The sequence below is a fragment of the Microcoleus sp. B5-D4 genome, assembly GCF_036705145.1.
In the GTDB taxonomy this organism is placed as follows: Bacteria; Cyanobacteriota; Cyanobacteriia; order Cyanobacteriales; family Microcoleaceae; genus Microcoleus.
Window position 1 is genome coordinate 14,122 of record NZ_JAUBTV010000040.1, and the last position, 17,570, is coordinate 31,691.

At 47.4% G+C, this 17,570-nt stretch carries 12 protein-coding genes; 7 read left to right on the top strand and 5 right to left on the bottom strand.

The genetic code is table 11. From position 1 onward, the window contains the following. Positions 1-23 precede the first annotated feature (23 nt). The gene (locus QUB10_RS18785) at positions 24-2,273 is read left to right on the top strand and encodes an iron uptake porin (RefSeq protein WP_333204472.1); all 2,250 of its coding nucleotides are present in this window, start codon (positions 24-26) and stop codon (positions 2,271-2,273) included. Between the two features lie 397 nt (positions 2,274-2,670). Here QUB10_RS18785 and QUB10_RS18790 read toward each other — a convergent pair whose 3' ends face one another. Further along, positions 2,671-6,012, bottom strand: a complete 3,342-nt coding sequence (locus QUB10_RS18790) for a PAS domain S-box protein (RefSeq protein WP_333204474.1) — start codon at positions 6,010-6,012, stop codon at positions 2,671-2,673. Positions 6,013-6,416: 404 nt separating this feature from the next. Beyond that, positions 6,417-7,076, bottom strand: coding sequence for an HAD family hydrolase (locus tag QUB10_RS18795; protein ID WP_333204476.1), 660 nt, complete (start codon positions 7,074-7,076; stop codon positions 6,417-6,419). Positions 7,077-7,187: 111 nt separating this feature from the next. On the opposite strand from QUB10_RS18795, the gene QUB10_RS18800 reads away from it, so the two are divergent. The 3 genes from QUB10_RS18800 to QUB10_RS18810 all read left to right on the top strand — a co-directional run bounded on the left by QUB10_RS18800 (position 7,188) and on the right by QUB10_RS18810 (position 10,732). Further along, the gene (locus tag QUB10_RS18800; protein WP_333204478.1) at positions 7,188-7,952 is read left to right on the top strand and encodes a Uma2 family endonuclease; all 765 of its coding nucleotides are present in this window, start codon (positions 7,188-7,190) and stop codon (positions 7,950-7,952) included. A 293-nt stretch (positions 7,953-8,245) separates the two neighbouring features. Beyond that, on the top strand, positions 8,246-10,054 hold the full coding sequence (locus QUB10_RS18805) for an aspartate kinase (RefSeq protein WP_333204480.1): 1,809 nt from the start codon (positions 8,246-8,248) through the stop codon (positions 10,052-10,054). Positions 10,055-10,321: 267 nt separating this feature from the next. After that, positions 10,322-10,732, top strand: coding sequence for a hypothetical protein (locus tag QUB10_RS18810; RefSeq protein ID WP_333204482.1), 411 nt, complete (start codon positions 10,322-10,324; stop codon positions 10,730-10,732). A 549-nt stretch (positions 10,733-11,281) separates the two neighbouring features. Here QUB10_RS18810 and QUB10_RS18815 read toward each other — a convergent pair. After that, positions 11,282-12,334, bottom strand: a complete 1,053-nt coding sequence (locus QUB10_RS18815) for a DNA (cytosine-5-)-methyltransferase (protein ID WP_333204484.1) — start codon at positions 12,332-12,334, stop codon at positions 11,282-11,284. Between the two features lie 459 nt (positions 12,335-12,793). Between QUB10_RS18815 and QUB10_RS18820 the strand changes: the two genes are divergently transcribed. Beyond that, a complete protein-coding gene (locus tag QUB10_RS18820) occupies positions 12,794-13,177 on the top strand; it encodes a DUF4346 domain-containing protein (protein WP_333152424.1) in 384 nt (127 codons plus the stop codon). A 59-nt stretch (positions 13,178-13,236) separates the two neighbouring features. Here QUB10_RS18820 and psb32 read toward each other — a convergent pair whose 3' ends face one another. Then, complete coding sequence (psb32, locus tag QUB10_RS18825; RefSeq protein WP_333204486.1) at positions 13,237-13,959, bottom strand: photosystem II repair protein Psb32; 723 nt, start codon at positions 13,957-13,959, stop codon at positions 13,237-13,239. Between the two features lie 132 nt (positions 13,960-14,091). Here psb32 and QUB10_RS18830 point away from each other — a divergent pair, with 132 nt between their 5' ends. Next, positions 14,092-14,322 (top strand): hypothetical protein, encoded by a 231-nt coding sequence (locus QUB10_RS18830; protein ID WP_006635545.1) that lies wholly within the window; start codon positions 14,092-14,094, stop codon positions 14,320-14,322. A gap of 179 nt (positions 14,323-14,501) precedes the next feature. Here the strand turns inward: QUB10_RS18830 and QUB10_RS18835 are convergent, their stop codons facing one another. After that, a complete protein-coding gene (locus tag QUB10_RS18835) occupies positions 14,502-15,131 on the bottom strand; it encodes an NADPH-dependent FMN reductase (RefSeq protein ID WP_445300827.1) in 630 nt (209 codons plus the stop codon). A gap of 375 nt (positions 15,132-15,506) precedes the next feature. Here QUB10_RS18835 and ftsH point away from each other — a divergent pair, with 375 nt between their 5' ends. Continuing rightward, positions 15,507-17,441 carry an ATP-dependent zinc metalloprotease FtsH gene (gene ftsH / locus QUB10_RS18840; protein ID WP_333204488.1) on the top strand — a complete coding sequence of 645 codons (1,935 nt, stop codon included), beginning with the start codon at positions 15,507-15,509 and terminating at the stop codon, positions 17,439-17,441. The last annotated feature ends 129 nt before the right edge of the window (positions 17,442-17,570 follow it).

Below are 17,570 nucleotides of genomic sequence, written 5' to 3' on the forward strand. Positions count from 1 at the left end.
TTTCAACAAGTGGTGTGAGTTTTATGGTGAATAATGCAACCTCGGTTAAAGCTTTTTGGCTGTCTTTCTTGATTTCTGGTGCGGCAGTGCCTTTGGGGCCGATCTCCGCAACAGCTCAAATTCAGGATACCTCAACTCCAGAAGTTGCGCTAGAAGCGAGTGCCGTCCCTACGGCTACCCCAGACGCAGCGCTGGCAGCAGGTAAGATTGAGATACCGCAGTTAGCGGCGATTACCGCAGAGACTAACTCAGCAGTCGATCGTGCTTTACCCGACACAGATGCAGCAACAGTCGATCGTGCTTTACCTCAAACAGATATAGCATGGGTGAATCGTGCTTTACCCGACACAGATGCAGCATGGGTAAATAGCGCTTTACCCCAAACAGATATAGCCACAGTCGATCGCGCTTTACCCCAAACAGATGCAGCAACAGTCGATCGTGCTTTACCTCAAACAGATATAGCATGGGTGAATCGTGCTTTACCCAAACAAGATATAGCCACAGTCGATCGTGCAACAACCACCCCAGAAATAACGGAGGCAATTCGCGAATTGCCTCCACAGAAGTTAGAAATTGCAAACTCTCCTCAGTCTCAACAAGTTGCTGAAGCCAGCAAAGTTGCCGACATCAGCAGCGAGACGGGCACCGCTGATGACCTCAGCATACAAGAAGACGCAGCACAAGTCACTTCTGTTTCCCAACTCTCCGACGTGCGGCCGACAGATTGGGCTTTTCAAGCCTTGCAATCCCTAGTAGAAAGATACGGCTGCATTGCGGGATATCCAGACGGCACATTCCGAGGCAATCGAGCAATGACTCGGTATGAATTCGCCGCCGGATTAAACGCTTGCTTAGACCAAATTACCAAACAACTTGGCGGTTCTACTGGTAATCTAGTCAAGCGAGAAGATTTACTGGCTTTGCAAAGATTGCAAGAAGAATTTGCGGCAGAATTAGCTACATTGCGCGGTCGAGTAGATGCTTTAGAAGCCCGCACTGCCGAATTGGAAGCCAACCAATTTTCAACTACGACTAAACTCAACGGATTTGCTTGGTTTAACCTGAGTGGAGCTTTTGCGGGCAAGGGAGTCAGAGTTGAAGCAACAAATGGAAATGCTGCTCCGCTCGATCGAGTAGCCGGACGCGATCCTGTCACCAACAGACCGATCGTGCAGAGAGTGGACGACCCAGAAATTGCTTTCAGCCACTTAATTTGGTTAACCCTCACTACTTCTTTTACAGGCAAAGACCAATTGGTTACACAGCTAGCTGTAGGTAACGGAAATTCACCAGCAAATCAGTATACTTCTCCGGGTCTTTTTAATACCTTTGGCACTCCTTTTCTCGACCAGACTGCTGGGGTGAATCCCAATGAAGTTATCCTGCGAGAACTTTATTATCAGTTCCCGGTTAGCAACAGGTTGCAATTAGTAATCGGCCCCAGAATTAATTTCTACCGCTACTTTGACAACAATAATTTTAGCTTTTTCGTGGACGGTGCGAGCAGTTTTAATTCTAACAATAGCACTTTGTTAACTGCTACCAAACGCGGCGCAGGTGCTTTGGCTTTGTGGGATATCAGCCGCCGATTGAAACTGCGTTTAGGCTATTTGGGCGAGAGTATGGAATTTTTGCCCAGTTCGGTGTTTAATTCCGCTTCCAATCCGTCTCAAGGCTTGTTTGGTGGGACAAATACGAGTACCGCCGAACTAACATTCAGTCCGAGCGATCGGGCAAATTTGCGGTTTTTGTACAGCCGTTCCAACATCCAGCAAATTGGCGGGCTAATCGGAGCACCGAATGGCAGGCCCCTTAACGGTTTGGCAGATGACGGTTTCGGTGGCCGTCTCGGCAATGCTACTGCCAATACTTATAGCTTTAATTTCGATTGGTCGCTCAGCCGCCGTTTCGGTCTTTTCGGCCGCTACGGCTACGCCGAAACCAATATATTTCCCAAGACTGACCGACCCGACGGCACGATCAAAACTCAATCTTATATGTTAGGATTTGCACTTCCTGATTTATTCAAAAAAGGAGCTGTGTTTACAGCCTCATTTTTAGTACCTTTTGACATTACTGGCGGTCGGAGGTTTCTGGTTTCGGGCGGGGGAAATGGTGGCAACCAGTACGAAATTGAAGCCACTTATTATTTGCCTGTCACCGAGAATATTTCGCTCGTACCGGCATTTTATGCGATCTGGAATGCTAATAATTTCGATAACAACCCGACAATTTTTGTGGGGAATTTGCGGACTCAGTTTAGTTTTTAATTCGACGCATGGCAACCCAGAAATCGGGTTTTTTGACGACAAAAATACTGCGTTGTAGCCCGCACCCAAGGTGAAAAACCCGGTTTCTAAGGAATGAGAATTAAATAACTTCCACTCTTGAAAGTGGGATGGGCGTCCCGCCCGTCCTTTTTGGACGGGCGAGACGCCCATCCCACAATAACAATTAAAATTGTAAGTTATTTAATTCGCGATCCTAAGTATGGGCGGGGCGGGTTTATATAATTTGTTGATAATTGTCAAATATATAGGCGAACCCGGCCCTACACAATTTAACGTCATACAAGTCCGAATCAAACGGACATGACATAAATTTACACACATTCAATAATTAATCCGTGTATTCGTGTTCATCCGTGTAGTGCCTTCCTGATTCCTTCTACTTAATTGGAATTTCGATAATAAATTCACTACCTTTACCGGGTTCTGAGAGGCACTGCAATTTGCCGTTGTGTTTTTCAACGACAATTTGGTGCGAAATTGATAAACCCAAACCTGTGCCTTTACCTACTGGTTTTGTGGTAAAAAATGGGTCAAACAAACGCACAATCTGATCGTCGGGAATGCCCAACCCGTTGTCTTTGATCCGAATTAAAATGCTCTTGTCATCAATCGTTTCAGTTTGAATAGTAATAGTAGGCAAGATAGAATTTGCGGTGTCTTTTGCTTGGCTGCAGCTTTCTTCCAAGGCGTCGATCGCATTTGCCAATACATTCATAAATACCTGATTTAACAGTCCGGGATGACAGTTTATTTGCGGCAGTTCTCCGTATTCTTTAATCACTTTAATGCCCTGCCAGTTGGGTTTGGCTTTCAGCCTGGTGTTCAACATTAACAAGGTACTTTCTAAACCTTCGTGAATGTCGGCAGTTTTGATTTTCGCTTCGTCCGCCCGCGAGAAATTTCGGAGAGTTTGAATAATTTCTACAATGCGCTCGCATCCGGTCTGCATCGAATTGAGCAATTTGGGCAGGTCTTCTGCTAGAAATTCTAAATCTATATCTTCGGCTTGTTGCTGAAGTTTTGCTGGGGGATTTGGGTACTCTTCTTGATAGACTTGCACGATTTCTAACAAGTCGAGAACGTAGCCTCGCACGTGGCAGAGGTTGCCGGCGACAAAGCCAACTGGGTTGTTAATTTCGTGGGCAATTCCTGCTAGCACCTGTCCGAGGGAAGACATTTTTTCGGTTTGTACTAACTGCATTTGAGTTTGCTGCAAGTCGCTCAAAGCGGTTTGCAATTCTTGGGATTTTTGCCGATCGCGATCGGCGGCGGCGGCCCGTTCTTCCTCAACTCCGATCGCCCCGGCAATAATTCCGATCAGCTTGCAGTCGGCTTCTGTGGGCGCGATCGACTCAGTGTTGACAACGCACACCGCACCCACGTAATCGTCGCCCCGCCGCACTGCTTGTCCCAGATAGCTTCGCAGTTGGTAGCGGATGACAGCGGGATCGGTTTGGGCGTAGATCGTGTTCTGCAAATCAGGAATGGCAACAGCCCGATCGCTTCCTTTGCTGCATACGTCGGTGCAGATGTGACCCTCGGCGCGATCGACTAGCGGGTAGTCCGGCGGCGCTTGCCAAGTCCCGATCGCGCGCAGCAGACCGTCACCGACGCGGCTGTAGATGGCGCAGCTTCCGCCCAAAAGCTCGCCGGCTAAGGATGTCAGGCGCTGGATGTTATCAGTGGCGTCGGTGGTGAATCCCAAAAAGCACTCGTTGATTTTGCTGAGGCGGTACTCTGCTTGCCTGCGCGCCGTCATGTCGCGGGAGTTGATCACAATTCCTTTCACAGCGGGGTCTGCTAGCAAGTTGATGCCGACACCTTCGAGAAAACACCAAGAACCGTCAGCGCGCCGGAACCGACCTTCTAGGGCGATCGGATCGCCTGGATTTGCGATCAGTTTTTCGCCGTCGGAAATCACCGAGGGCAGGTCGTCAGGGTGGATCAAATCGAGAGCAATTTGACCGGCGACTTCATCGGGTTCGTAGCCTAAAACTCTTTCTACAGAAGGGCTTTCGTAAACAATGCGACCGCTGGCGTCGAGAATAGTAATGATGTCGGAACTGTTGAGAATTAGCGATCGCCACTTAGCCTCATTTTGAAACAAAGCTGACTCGGCTTGTTTGCGATCGGTAATATCCTCTACCATTTGCAAAATAAACTGTGGCGTTCCCTGACTGCTGTCGATGACAGAGGCGCTGAGGCGTCCCCACCTGATGCTGCCGTCTTGGCGGAGGTAGCGCTTCTCAATTTGGTAAGCTTCGCGCAAGCCCGCGGCCAACTGTTGGCGCAACTCGCGCGACGTTTGTGCGTCTTCCGGGTGCGCGCAGTCGTCGAGGTCGAGACCCCGCAGTTGAGCTTCCGATCGCCCCAGCATAGCTTGAAATGCCGGATTAGTGGCGATCGCAACACCTTCGAGGGTAGCGACTACCATGCCGATCGCAGCGCGTTCAAAAATTGCCCGAAACCGCTGTTCGCTGTCTCGCAAAGCTGCATCCGCTGCCACTTCCTGGGTGATGTCGCGCCCCGCCACTGCCAAACCTTTGCGCGAACCGTCGGGGTTGAACAGTGGCACTTTCCGCACTTCAAACAAATTGCTGCCACCTGTGGGCAAGGGGACAATTTGGCGGCTGGAGGTAAGAGTGCCTGCTTGCCAGGTGGTTTCGTCGGTTTCCTGCCAAGTTAGCAGGATTTCTCTGACTCTCGGATCGGCGGCGGCAGCGAGTTCGGCAGTAGTTTTACCCTGGTAGTCTGCGGTTTCCCAGCCCAAAAGTTGGAGGGCGCAGTCGTTGGCAATCAGCCAGCGCCCCTCGCTGTCTGTGAGGTTGATCGCGTCGGGCACGGCGTCGATCGCGGTTTTCAGCCAGTATTCTTGATTTCGCAGGGCTGCTTCGGCTTTTTTGCGGGCGGCGATTTCGGCGACGGTTCCTTCGTAGTAAAGGATCTCGCCATCTTCGTCGCGGACTTCGCGCACGTTTTCCGAGATCCAGGTAGTGCTGCCGTCTTGGCGGCGGACGCAGGACTCAAACTCTTTCAGGGAGCCGTTTTTGCTGATTTCTGCCATGAAGGAAGCGCGGCGGGTGCGATCGGTGTAAAGGTTTTTTGCCGAACATTTTGCGATCAGTTCTGACGGGGAATCGTAGCCGTACATTCGGGCGAGTGCCTGGTTGGCGCTGAGGTAGCGCCCGTCTGGGGCGGTTTGAAATATGCCTTCGGTGGCGTTTTCAAAGATGCTGCGGTATTTTGCCTCGGCTTGTTTGAGGGCTTCTTCTGCTTGTTTACGATCGGTGATATCAGATTGGACGCCGATGAAGTGGGTAACGAGTCCGCTGCTGTCGCGAACCGGCGAGATGGTGAGTTCGTTCCAGAAGGCGGTGCCGTCTTTGCGGTAGTTTTTCAGAACTACTTTGCAGTCATGCTGTTCTTTCAGGGCCACGCGGATTTGATCGACTGCAGCGCTATCGGTATCTGGGCCTTGCAGGAAGCGGCAATTCTGCCCGATTATTTCGCTGCGATTGTAGCCTGTAATCCGCTCGAAAGCCCCGTTGCAGTAGACTATAGGCTTATCCGGCTGGGTAGCGTCCGCGATCGCGATGCCGTTGCTGGTAGCTGCCAGGGCGCGATCGTACAGCCTCCAGACTTCTTCTATTAAATTCGGTGTGCCACCAGTACGAGTCGGCGATAGCGTTTCAGAAGGAATGCTTATATCTCTCTGCATGAGTTTCTATAAATTGAGTTTATTGTAGATACCGACTGCCAGCACACCCTAGAGTTTAACAAAATTGTCTGTTTTCTGAAGGTTGAAGTTAAAAGGCTATCATGCAGAATTTGGGCGGTAAATTATACCTAAAGAAAATCTGGCTTCCCTCGTTTTTTTTCCTTCTGCCTTCTGCCTTGTGCCTTCTACCTTCAAAGGAATCCTAGTTGTTAATTTATAATAGTTGTTCCCACCATAACTCTATCTCTGGTATAGTTTACTTGGCAGAGTTTGGGCGGCTTACAAGTTCGGTCATTTATTTTTTAACTTAAATAAAAAATACATCATCCGGCTCTCGTAAAAAAAATAATTAAATACTTTATAGTTAAATGATTCAAACTATTCTCATAAAAAACCAGGAAAAATTAATTTTGAACGAACACAGCCAGTTCTGAAATATCGTCGATCGCGAAAGTCGGTTCGAGGGCGAGACACTGAGCGCGATCGCCATATCCGTAAGCCGCCCAACAAACATCTATCCCAGCATTTTTAGCAAACAGCAAATCAATCGCTGTATCGCCAACCATTAAAATTTGACTGTTATCCAACTCCGGGAACAGCGGTTTAATAATCGAGTGAAAAACTGCCGGGTTTGGTTTCATAATTATTTCTCCGTTGTCACCTAAAATTAAATCAAACAAACTGTGAATTTTCAGTTTTTGCAGTAACAAATCCACAAAACTAACGTGTTTATTGCTGAAAACTCCCAGGCTCAATCCCGACTGACGCGCCAACTGCAGCACTTGCTTTGTCCCGGTAAATAACTCTACCTGCTTTTCACCTTCCGTCCGATAATAAGAGCGGTAAGTTTCAACCCATTCAGGAATTGCGCTTTCCGCGATCGCCGGATGGAGGATTTTAAAACTATTTGGTAAATTGATGCCGATCGTACTTATAATAGTATCAGCAGCAGGCGGGGTAATATTGAAAATTTCAAAAGTTTTGGTAAAGCAAAATACAATAGCTTTGTGAGTAATTGCCAAAGTGCCGTCGAAGTCAAAAATAATTAACTTGTACTGACTCATATTATTTAAAATATTCTATATAGCAATGGGAGGTTTTCCACGATATAATAGCATAATTAATCTCTCCTCCACCAATTATAAGTATAATTTTTCAACATTCAAGAGGTCAACATGAGTGTCACCGAAAAACCAGAAATTCTAGCCTCAGATTTCCCAGACCACACTCAATTACCAGACTCCGACGGTACTTTTGTGAAAAACTTTCAAGAACATCCTCAAAGCATCCTGTTAACAACATCAATTAGACCGATTTTAGACCAAGTTCATCCCGACGGGCAATACTGCATCGGTCAAGATTCCGGTATTTATTGGCGGGTAGCCCAACCCCCGGAACCGCCAGAAAGAGGAGCGGAAGCACCTGATTGGTTTTACGTGCCAGACGTGCCGCCAACTCTTGACGGAAATCTGCGCCGTTCCTATGTAATGTGGCGGGAATTAATTCCGCCTCTGATTGTACTTGAATTTGTTTCTGGTGATGGCAGTGAAGAAAGAGATAGGACTCCTCGCCAGGGCAAATTCTGGATTTACGAGCGGATAATTCGGCCTGCTTTTTACGGCATTTATGAAGTCACCAAAGCACAAGTTGAAGTGTATCATTTGGTAGAGGATCGCTTCGAGTTAGTCCCACAAAATCAGCGCGGACATTACGCGATCGCACAAATAGGAGTGGAATTAGGCATTTGGCAAGGGGTTTATCAGGGCGTAGAACTGCCTTGGCTGCGCTGGTGGGATGCCTCCGGGAATTTGCTGCCGGCGGCCGAGGAACGGGCAGAACAAGCAGAATTAGTGGCAGAACGAGAACGGCAAAGGCGAATAGAAGCAGAGCTGCGAATTCAAGCTTTGGAAGCGCGTTTGCGAGAGTTAGAAGGAGGCTAATTCGACTTTAGATTTTAGATTTTAGATTTTAGATTGGGGATGACTGATGATTATCGGGGTTGGGATCTTCATAAGTCATTGGCAATTCTTCAATTCTTTAATCAAAAATCTAAATTCCCATCAGTCGCAGGTTTAGGTAGGGACACGGGTATTCACTGTCCCTAGGAACATCATGTGCTGTAAAAACCCGATCGCCTAGCAGCCTCCTCAGAAACAATATAAACATTCATCGGTTATTATCAAAAATTTGCGTATATTAGCTTAAGTATTGCATCACTTTTTGTGTAAGTCCTATGGCACTAATTGTTCAGAAATATGGCGGCACCTCGGTTGGTACAGTCGATCGCATTTTGGAAGTAGCCAGACGAGTTGTAAAAACAGCACAGCTCGGCAACTCTCTCGTTGTCGTACTTTCGGCGATGGGCAAAACCACCGACGGTTTAGTTAAACTCGCCAAGGAAATTTCCGCAAATCCCAACAAGCGGGAAATGGATATGTTGCTCTCCACTGGGGAACAAGTCTCGATCGCACTTTTGAGCATGGCATTGCAGGAAATGGGACAGCCCGCCATTTCCCTCACCGGCGCCCAAGTCGGCATTGTCACCGAAGCCGCCCACACCCGCGCCCGAATTTTGCGAATCGATCCGAATCGGCTTGAAAGCCAGTTAAAAAGCGGTAAAGTCGTTGTGGTTGCGGGTTTCCAAGGCATCGCCGATGCCGGAGAATTGGAAATTACCACCTTGGGCCGTGGCGGTTCCGACACCACAGCAGTTGCCCTCGCTGCAGCGCTGCGGGCCGACAGATGCGAAATTTATACCGACGTGCCCGGAATTCTGACTACAGATCCGCGCTTGGTTGCCGACGCGCAATTGATGGACGAAATCACTTGCGACGAAATGCTGGAATTGGCGAGTTTGGGCGCAAAAGTCCTCCACCCGCGCGCGGTAGAAATTGCCAAGAATTACGGCGTGCCGCTGGTAGTGCTTTCTAGCTGGAGTGACGCCCCCGGTACCCGTGTCGTATCCCCACCCCCGCAACCCCGGCCTTTGGAGGGCTTGGAGCTCGCAAAAGCCGTCGATGCGGTGGAATTTGACTTAGATCAGGCGGGGGTGTCGCTACTGCGTTTGCCCGATCGCCCGGGAGTAGCAGCGCGGTTGTTTGGTGCGATCGCCCAACAAAACCTCGATGTAGACTTAATTATCCAGTCAATTCATGAAGGAAATACTAACGATATTGCCTTCACCGTGACGCGAAAATCTCTCCAACAAGCTACTGCGGTTGCAGATGCTATTATCCCCACCCTCGGCAAGAATTCTCGCCCAGAATTGGGAGAACCGGAAGTGAAAGCAGAAGAGCGGCCAATAGCTAAAGTTAGCATTGCGGGTGCGGGAATGATCGGTCGTCCGAGGGTAGCGGCGCAGATGTTTAAGACTTTAGCGGATGCAGGAATTAACATTCAAATGATTTCTACATCCGAGGTGAAAGTTAGTTGTGCGATCGATGCTGAAGATTGCGATCGGGCCGTTGCCGAACTCTGCAAAGCATTTGATGTCGCCAACTCCCCTATTGGGCTGCATTCATCATCCCACAAACCGCCCGCAGTCCGCGCCGTTGCGTTGGATCTCAATCAAGCACGTCTAGCAATTCGCCAATTGCCCGATCGACCCGGAGTAGCCGCAAAACTGTTCGGACTTTTAGCCGAGGAAAATATCAGCGTAGATACAATCATTCAGTCGCAGCGCTGCCACAATATCGACGGCATATTAACTCGCGACATTGCATTTACCGTAGCACAAATTGACGCCGAAGCTGCTAAAATAGTCCTCGAAAAAGCCGCCCCCGAATTTGGATGGGGCGAAGTAGCAGTCGATACACAAATAGCCAAAGTTAGCGTTGTCGGTTCCGGGATGGTAGCGCATCCGGGAGTAGCGGCAAAGATGTTTGAAGCGCTTTCCCGCCAGCAAATCAACATTCAAATGATTGCAACTTCCGAGATTAAAATTAGCTGCGTTGTGGATGAGGAACAAGGTGTAACTGCCTTGAAAGCAATTCACGCAGCCTTTGAACTTGCCGGCACCGAAAAAATCCAAGTTCCCGCCTAATTATTGTTTGCAGTCGGGAATTAAGATTGCGTCCGATCGGTTTTTGTATGGCGGTTTTCGGTAGGGATACGGCACTGCCGTGTCCTTGCAAATATCGCGGACACAGCAGTGCTGTATCCCTACAAATATATTCGGATTTGGACACGGCAGTGCCGTGTTCATACAAATATCGATCGACAGTCAACGATCGGAGTTTTGAGTGCAAATTTCACAGGATGAGGCTGTGTTAAAATGAAACTGGCGATCGCCTAAAAGGGATTGAATCTTATGACGGTAGCGAAAGAACAGATTACTGATAGCAGTAGCAATAGCGGTTTATTGAATTTCCGAATCACTGTCGAACGTCTGATCGAGCTTTTAGATTTAGAAGAAGAGGATGAGTACGGAATTTTGAGACCGACTGAATATGCTTTCAGGACAGCTATGAAGTTAGTTGTAGAAGCCTACGATAGCATGGGAAACAGTTTTCCAAAAGCCTCAACAGGTACAGATGACAGAGGCAGTATTACACTAGATTGGACAAGCTTAGAACCAGAGCGTACAGTTCGCCTATTTTGTCCATTCAGTGCAGAGCAACCAGTTGACATTTATCACCATGCAAACAATGAAAATGCGGTCGAAGATATCGTTTCATCATCAACATTAGTTGACTGGTTGCAGTGGTTTAACAAAATATGATAGAACAATCTTCAGCGAGTGCATCAATCGATTTTAGCTTTTAGATTTTAGATTTTAGATTTTAAATTGACCCCACTGATAAATGCGGGGGCTTGAGGATTTTAGATTTGAGATTTTGGATTGATTCCACGGATAAATCACGTGGCGGGTACCACCTTTGAAATTCTTGGTCAGAGTTTGAAACATTACCGGATCGTACACTTGTTTACCGAGCTCTCCGAAAAGGATGGATAGATCGGGATAGATCGATCGTCAAATCGGACACTATTTGCGGAAAAATATAAACGAACAGGGTATTTCTGTCAATTTTTCCATAGAGCAATCTTTGAGTGCATTGAGAAACTGTGAAGGAGTCGCTAGCCTTAATGTAGGGGGAATTCGAGAACTAGGTCTAAAGGTAGTACGTGACTCTTCATCTCATGGGAGTGTTATAGGCTTGCCCTATCGTGAAGATAACCGTCCAAGGGCTGATGAGCTTGCACTTTTATTGGCAAGACAGTCTCGAATTGTATGGGAATCTTCGTCAAGATAGTAAAATAAGTTGTCAGATTAAGTAATAGTGTTAGCTAGAGTTTTGACTTCTTCAAGAAATCGAGATTCTGGGTGTCTTTGTGGTTCCTTCGTTTCATTTGACAATAAATTTTGACTTAATATTTCTTGGGCGATCGCCTCCACCACCGGTACACAAACCGAATTCCCAATTTGCTTGTAACTTTCCCCCGCACTCGGATAACTCTTAAAATCTTCAGGAAAACCCATAAGACGGTAACATTCCTTCAGCGTCAATTTTCTCACCATATCTTGCTCAGGAATGTAGATAAAAAACCTGCCAGAGGTTTCTTGCGAAGGAATAGTCGGATGCACTCCATCTACCGAATAAATGCGATTAGGCTGTCTGTGAACTCTCGATAAATGTTCTGTATTGGGCCTCACGCCAGTTTTCCAAGTACCTTTATTTCTGTAACCTACAAACAAAAGTCCCGAATCTTGCTTTCTCGGAGACTCAATTAGAGTATACTCTGATTTGTCCAATATTTCAAAATCCCCTGTCTCGTCTAGAAATTCCCTGAGTTGCGGAGGAAACTTGCTTTTAAGTCGAGAAAAATTAAATTCTTTACCTTTAGTTGCAATGATAAATATTCTTTCACGATGTTGAGCAATTCCAAAGTCTTTAGCATTCAGCATTTTGTAATTCACGCTGTACCCCAACTCTCTAAGGCTAGCAATAATTACTTTTAAGGTATTTCCCTTGTCGTGATGGATTAAGTGCTTGACATTTTCGAGAACAACTACTTGAGGTTGCTTTATTTTGATAATTTTACAAATATCAAAAAATAGCGTCCCTCTAGTATCTTCAAAACCTAGCTTTTTGCCACAGATGCTAAAAGGTTGGCACGGAAACCCGGCGACTAAAACATCAAAGTCTTCTAACTCAACGGGATTAATTTTACTGATATCTCCAAAAGGAACCTCACCGAAGTTCTCCGTGTAAACTTGTCGGCATTTGCTGTTAATTTCGCATGAAAAAACGCATTCAAAACCCATTTTTTCAAAACCTTGTCTGAAACCTCCAATTCCTGAAAATAAATCTATAAATTTCATTTATAATTAAATCCCAAAATTACTCACCCCAATGATAACTCACCGAAGAGCACTATTCTCAAGAACAGGCAAGATGCCTGTTCCACAAAGAGTGAATTTCTGGTGGTGGGCAGGACAACCCGGTCTTGAAAAGCTGATTGCAAATGGTGCAATATCTCAGTGATAACATATTTTGTTTCTCTCTCTTATTTCACTCTGCGTTTTCTGCGTTCTCTGCGGTTCATTCTATCAAGTTCAACAAGTCTTGTGACAGTCCTCAATCTTATACCACTCATTAAAAGTCGCAGCAGCCACCGCCGGACACGGCAATGCCCTGTCCCCACAGATATCGCGTAGAATGTCGATCGCCCGAAACTTCCCCCCGCATTCAACCAACCAATGTCCCAAACTTGTCCCACAGCCGACTAAACTAGAAATAGCAAAAAAAATATAGCTATTCTTTACTTCCTTTCACCAACCATGAGTCAAACATTGGAAAACCTCACCGCAATCGATGACAAGCTATCCAAACGCCACATCGACCTCGATCCAGGCGGCTACTTCATCATTTATCTCGATCGCGAAACTAGCTTAATCTGTGCCAAACATTTCACCAACATCATCGACGATCGAGGCCTCGCCGTCGATCCCGAAACTGGTAAACCCATCCCCGCCCGCGGCAAGGTAGAACGCACTCAGTCCACACTTTTTACCGGCCGAACCGCCAAAGAACTTTGTGTCAAAATTCTAGAAGAAACCCGCCCCAGTCCGGTGACACTGTTAGATCACGCGGCTTATTTGGGACGGGAATTTGTACGGGCAGAAATTGCTTTGTTGAGCGATCGAGAATACGTTCAAGATTAGTGCAGTCCTGCCTTAATTTCTGGACAAAACCACAACAGATCGAATTTATCAGCACCCGATCACGAAAAACCTTGATACCAGAAATAAGTCACCATCGGAATTACTGTCGCCAACACCAACAGCACAACCACAACAACTGTGGCATTGCCTTGATCTGTTTCTTCAGCTTTTTTAAACGTGCCTTCAACTTGAATGTTGTCAACAACTTCAGGAGCACCCGGATCGGGTTCGCCCGACAAAACAGTTGCTATGCGCGTAGTTGCAGCCGCAAATGCCTCGTTGTACTTATTGGCTTCCCGCAGCGGCACTTGCACGGTTTCCCCAGCTACACTCTGGGCAATTTCATCGGTTAGCAGGGACTTAACCCCTTCGCCGGTGCGAATTGCCGCGCTGTTGGTAACAGTGTCGAGAACGAGTAAAATTTGATTAGTCTGGTCTTCTTTTGCGGGAAACCACTGTTCAAACAGTTGGTCGGTGAAAGTGGCTGCCGTTTCGCCGTAGTCTAAGCGGTGGATGGTGACAAACCTGACTTGTTTCCCTGTTTTGTTTTCCAGGTTGTCGAGCACGCTGCTGATATTGCTTTCGCTGCTGCGGCTGAGCACGTCGCCTTTGTCGAACACCCAAGTTCGATCGCCCGCCGACAACAGTGGGATTTCGTATACCCCCGTCGCCAATGCCGGCAATACCGCCATCTGGGATGCGATTAGGACGATCGCGATCGTCGCGGCCAAAGGTTGGAGATATTTTCTCCAATTAAATAATTGCTTCAGGAGTCTAGTCATGAGGTTAACCGTAAAACTGACTTTTTTCCAAAAATACTATAGAAACCCCCGTAAAATTCATTTTATGCAGGGCAATATTTACAATTAGCTAGCCAGTGGAACTCCCCGCCCGATTATTTTAGGATTCTAACTATGGAACCAGCAGACACTTATAAAGGTTGGATTATTCAATCCCAGAAAGTCTTCTACGTCGAGGTTTGGGATAGCCGCGGCAACCGCCACGTCGCTGTCCAAAATGCCAAGACTGAGGAGGAAGCTTTGGAATTGGCCAAAAAGTGGATAGACAAATATGAGTCAAAACCCGGCAGAATGCCGATCGACGTACCCCATCCTTTCGGAGACATGATCGATATGCCATTTTAACTCAGTTGACTGTTGACTGTTGACTGTTGACTGTTGACTGTTGACTGTTAACAGTTACATTGCAGCTTGTAGGGTGCTCTGCTAGAGAGAAAGCCTCTTCAAATCGAGAAATTATTGGAACTGACGCACCCAAAGACTATGCCAGTTGCGTCCCGGAGTGCGTTTTTCCTGAGATACAATTACGAAATTCCTCGCAATTTCCGCGTATTTTCTACCAAACTTCGAGCAAATTCGTCGAACCTTTCAGACAGTTTTTCATCCAACAATTTACCATCAGGACTAAAAGCTTTCCAAGCTTGCCCGATCGCAATTTGTTCGGGAATTACCCAAGCGTGCACCCATCTCAAAATCACGCGCAAATCGTTGAGTGCGTTGCTGTTAACTTGCCCTCCCAAAACGCTAATCCCACCTGCAACTTTCCCGTCCAAATGCTCAAAACTCATCAAATCCAGGGCATTCTTGAGAGCACCGCTGACGCTACCGTGATACTCCGGCGTTGCCAAAATCAAGCCGTCGGCTTGCTTAACCGCATTCTGCAGCTTTTCCACATCGGGGTAATCGATATAATCATTCTCACCATTGCAGAATGGCAGATTGAGCGATCGCAAATCGAATATTTCAACTTCCGCGCCCAAAGCCTGCGCCCGCTCTGCTGCCACCTTCAACGCTAACTGGCTGTAGGAGCCAGCCCGCAAACTTCCACCAATGCCAACAATTTTTACCATAAAACTTAAAAACAATAACTGCTTGAGTAAAACGTACTCATTACGACTATGATTAAGATAGCAAGTTCGATCGGCAACTGTCAATCGATTTGAGATTTTCGATTTGAGATTTTAGATTTACGGAGGGGGCCCAGAAACCGGGTTTTTTGAGCAAAATCCTTGGTTATAGCCCGCAGATTAGGTAAAAAACCCGGTTTCTTGAGGAGCCGTGGGTAAGTTCAGTGGAGGGGGCCCAGAAACCGGGTTTTTTGAGCAAAATCCTTGGTTATAGCCTGCAGATTAGGTAAAAAACCCGGTTTATTGAGGAAGCCGTGGATTCAAAACCCCCCCTCTTGAGGGGTCTCTGAAGATGCCCACGAGAGATAAACCCATCCAACACCCGCCATCTTGTTAAAATAAATGAACGTAGCAAACCACAAGCGGTCAATCTTGGCACTCTTCAACCTTGGGCAAAGCAATATGAAAAATTCTTGGAAACACGCATGGCTGGGGCATCTAGCTGTAAACAAAGACAAGTCGAGCCAGAATCCTAAAAAATCAATTCCAGGACGGAATCTTTGGCGCATCCTGGGCAGTTTGGTGATTTCTCAAGGAATATTGCTCTCGACCCCGGTGTTTGCCGACAGCGCGCCAAACACCATGAGTTACAGCCAACTGATCGACAACATAGAAAAAGGGCAAGTCAGTAAAATCGAAGTAGACGAAACTCAAAAAACTGCCAAGGTTAGGCTAAAAAATCAAAAAAGCGATCAAACCCAATCAGTTAGTCTGTTCGACTACAACAACCGAGAACTGTACTCGCAAATCCGCGCCAAAAAGATTGACTTTGAAGTCAAACAAACAGCCGACAACGCCGCCGCAGTCAGTTTAGTAGTAAACTTGCTAGTGATTTTTGCAGTGTTGGCAGTGCTGATGGCAATCCTACGCCGATCGACCCAATCTCAAGGAAATGCCATGAACTTCGGCAAATCCAGAGCCCGTTTCCAAATGGAAGCCAAAACCGGCGTGATGTTCGACGACGTAGCAGGCATCGAAGAAGCTAAAGAAGAGCTGCAAGAAGTCGTAACCTTCCTCAAAAAACCCGAACGCTTCAACGCCATCGGCGCAAAAATTCCCAGAGGAGTTCTGTTAATCGGGCCTCCCGGAACCGGCAAAACAATGCTGGCAAAAGCCATCGCAGGCGAAGCAGCCGTCCCCTTCTTCAGCATCTCCGGTTCCGAATTTGTCGAAATGTTTGTCGGAGTTGGCGCCTCCCGCGTCCGCGACTTGTTCCGCAAAGCTAAAGAAAATGCGCCCTGCATCGTCTTCATCGACGAAATAGACGCCGTAGGAAGGCAGCGCGGCGCTGGTATCGGCGGCGGCAACGACGAACGCGAACAAACTCTCAACCAGTTGCTGACAGAAATGGACGGCTTTGAGGGTAACAGTGGCGTGATTGTGATTGCAGCTACTAACCGGCCCGACGTACTCGATACCGCCCTGCTGCGGCCAGGCAGGTTCGATCGACAAGTAACGGTAGATTTACCCAGTTACAAAGGGCGTTTGGGGATTTTGCAAGTTCACGCGCGCAACAAAAAACTCGACCCAGAAGTTGCCCTAGACACGATCGCCCGTCGCACTCCTGGCTTTTCCGGCGCTGACTTGGCAAACTTGCTCAACGAAGCTGCTATTCTCACAGCGAGGCGTCGCAAAGACACGATTAGTAACTTAGAAGTTCACGACGCGATCGACCGGATCACGATCGGGCTTACCCTTAACCCGCTGCTGGACAGCAAGAAAAAGTGGATGATAGCATACCACGAAATCGGACACGCCCTAGTCGCGACCATGCTCAAAAACGCCGATCCACTTGAAAAAGTAACGATTATTCCGCGTTCCGGCGGCATCGGAGGCTTTGTTACCTTGGTTCTCGACGAGGAAATGCTCGACAGCGAAGGTTTGATGAGTCGGGCTTGGCTGTTAAGCCAGATTACAGTAGCTTTGGGGGGACGGGCGGCAGAGGCTGAAATTTACGGCGATGCTGAAGTAACTATGGGTGCCAGCAGCGATATCAAACAAGTCAGCAATCTCGCTAGGAAGATGGTAACGCTTTACGGAATGTCGGATTTGGGGCCTGTGGCTTTTGAAAGTCCCAACAATGAGGTGTTTTTGGGGCAGAACTGGAATTCGCCATCGGAGTATTCCGAAGAAATGGCAATCAAGATCGATCGCCAAGTCCGGGAAATTGCCTTTGAGTGCTACGAAGAAGCTCGCCGAATAATCCGCGAAAACCGCGCTTTGGTAGACAAACTTGTCGAAGCGCTGTTGGATGAAGAAACGATCGACGGCGACGAATTCCGCCAAATTGTCGAGCGGTACACCGAGTTGACCAAAAAAGAGTTGGCACCAACCTAAAGAGTCATTAGTCATTAGTCATTGGTCATTAGTCATTAGTTATTCAAGTTTGTAGTGAGGACTAAAGTCCTCATTACCGACAAAATAAGGACTTTAGTCCTTACTACAAACCAAGAAAAATGACTACTA

Bases quoted from the DNA above. Each gene is read 5' to 3' on its own strand.
- QUB10_RS18830 (WP_006635545.1), top strand. From the start codon at position 14,092: ATGGAACCAGCAGACACTTATAAAGGTTGGATTATTCAATCCCAGAAA.
- QUB10_RS18800 (WP_333204478.1), top strand. From the start codon at position 7,188: ATGAGTGTCACCGAAAAACCAGAAATTCTAGCCTCAGATTTCCCAGAC.
- QUB10_RS18815 (WP_333204484.1), bottom strand. From the start codon at position 12,334: ATGAAATTTATAGATTTATTTTCAGGAATTGGAGGTTTCAGACAAGGT.
- QUB10_RS18795 (WP_333204476.1), bottom strand. From the start codon at position 7,076: ATGAGTCAGTACAAGTTAATTATTTTTGACTTCGACGGCACTTTGGCA.
- psb32 (WP_333204486.1), bottom strand. From the start codon at position 13,959: ATGACTAGACTCCTGAAGCAATTATTTAATTGGAGAAAATATCTCCAA.
- QUB10_RS18820 (WP_333152424.1), top strand. From the start codon at position 12,794: ATGAGTCAAACATTGGAAAACCTCACCGCAATCGATGACAAGCTATCC.
- QUB10_RS18785 (WP_333204472.1), top strand. From the start codon at position 24: ATGGTGAATAATGCAACCTCGGTTAAAGCTTTTTGGCTGTCTTTCTTG.
- ftsH (WP_333204488.1), top strand. From the start codon at position 15,507: ATGAAAAATTCTTGGAAACACGCATGGCTGGGGCATCTAGCTGTAAAC.
- QUB10_RS18790 (WP_333204474.1), bottom strand. From the start codon at position 6,012: ATGCAGAGAGATATAAGCATTCCTTCTGAAACGCTATCGCCGACTCGT.
- QUB10_RS18810 (WP_333204482.1), top strand. From the start codon at position 10,322: ATGACGGTAGCGAAAGAACAGATTACTGATAGCAGTAGCAATAGCGGT.
- QUB10_RS18805 (WP_333204480.1), top strand. From the start codon at position 8,246: ATGGCACTAATTGTTCAGAAATATGGCGGCACCTCGGTTGGTACAGTC.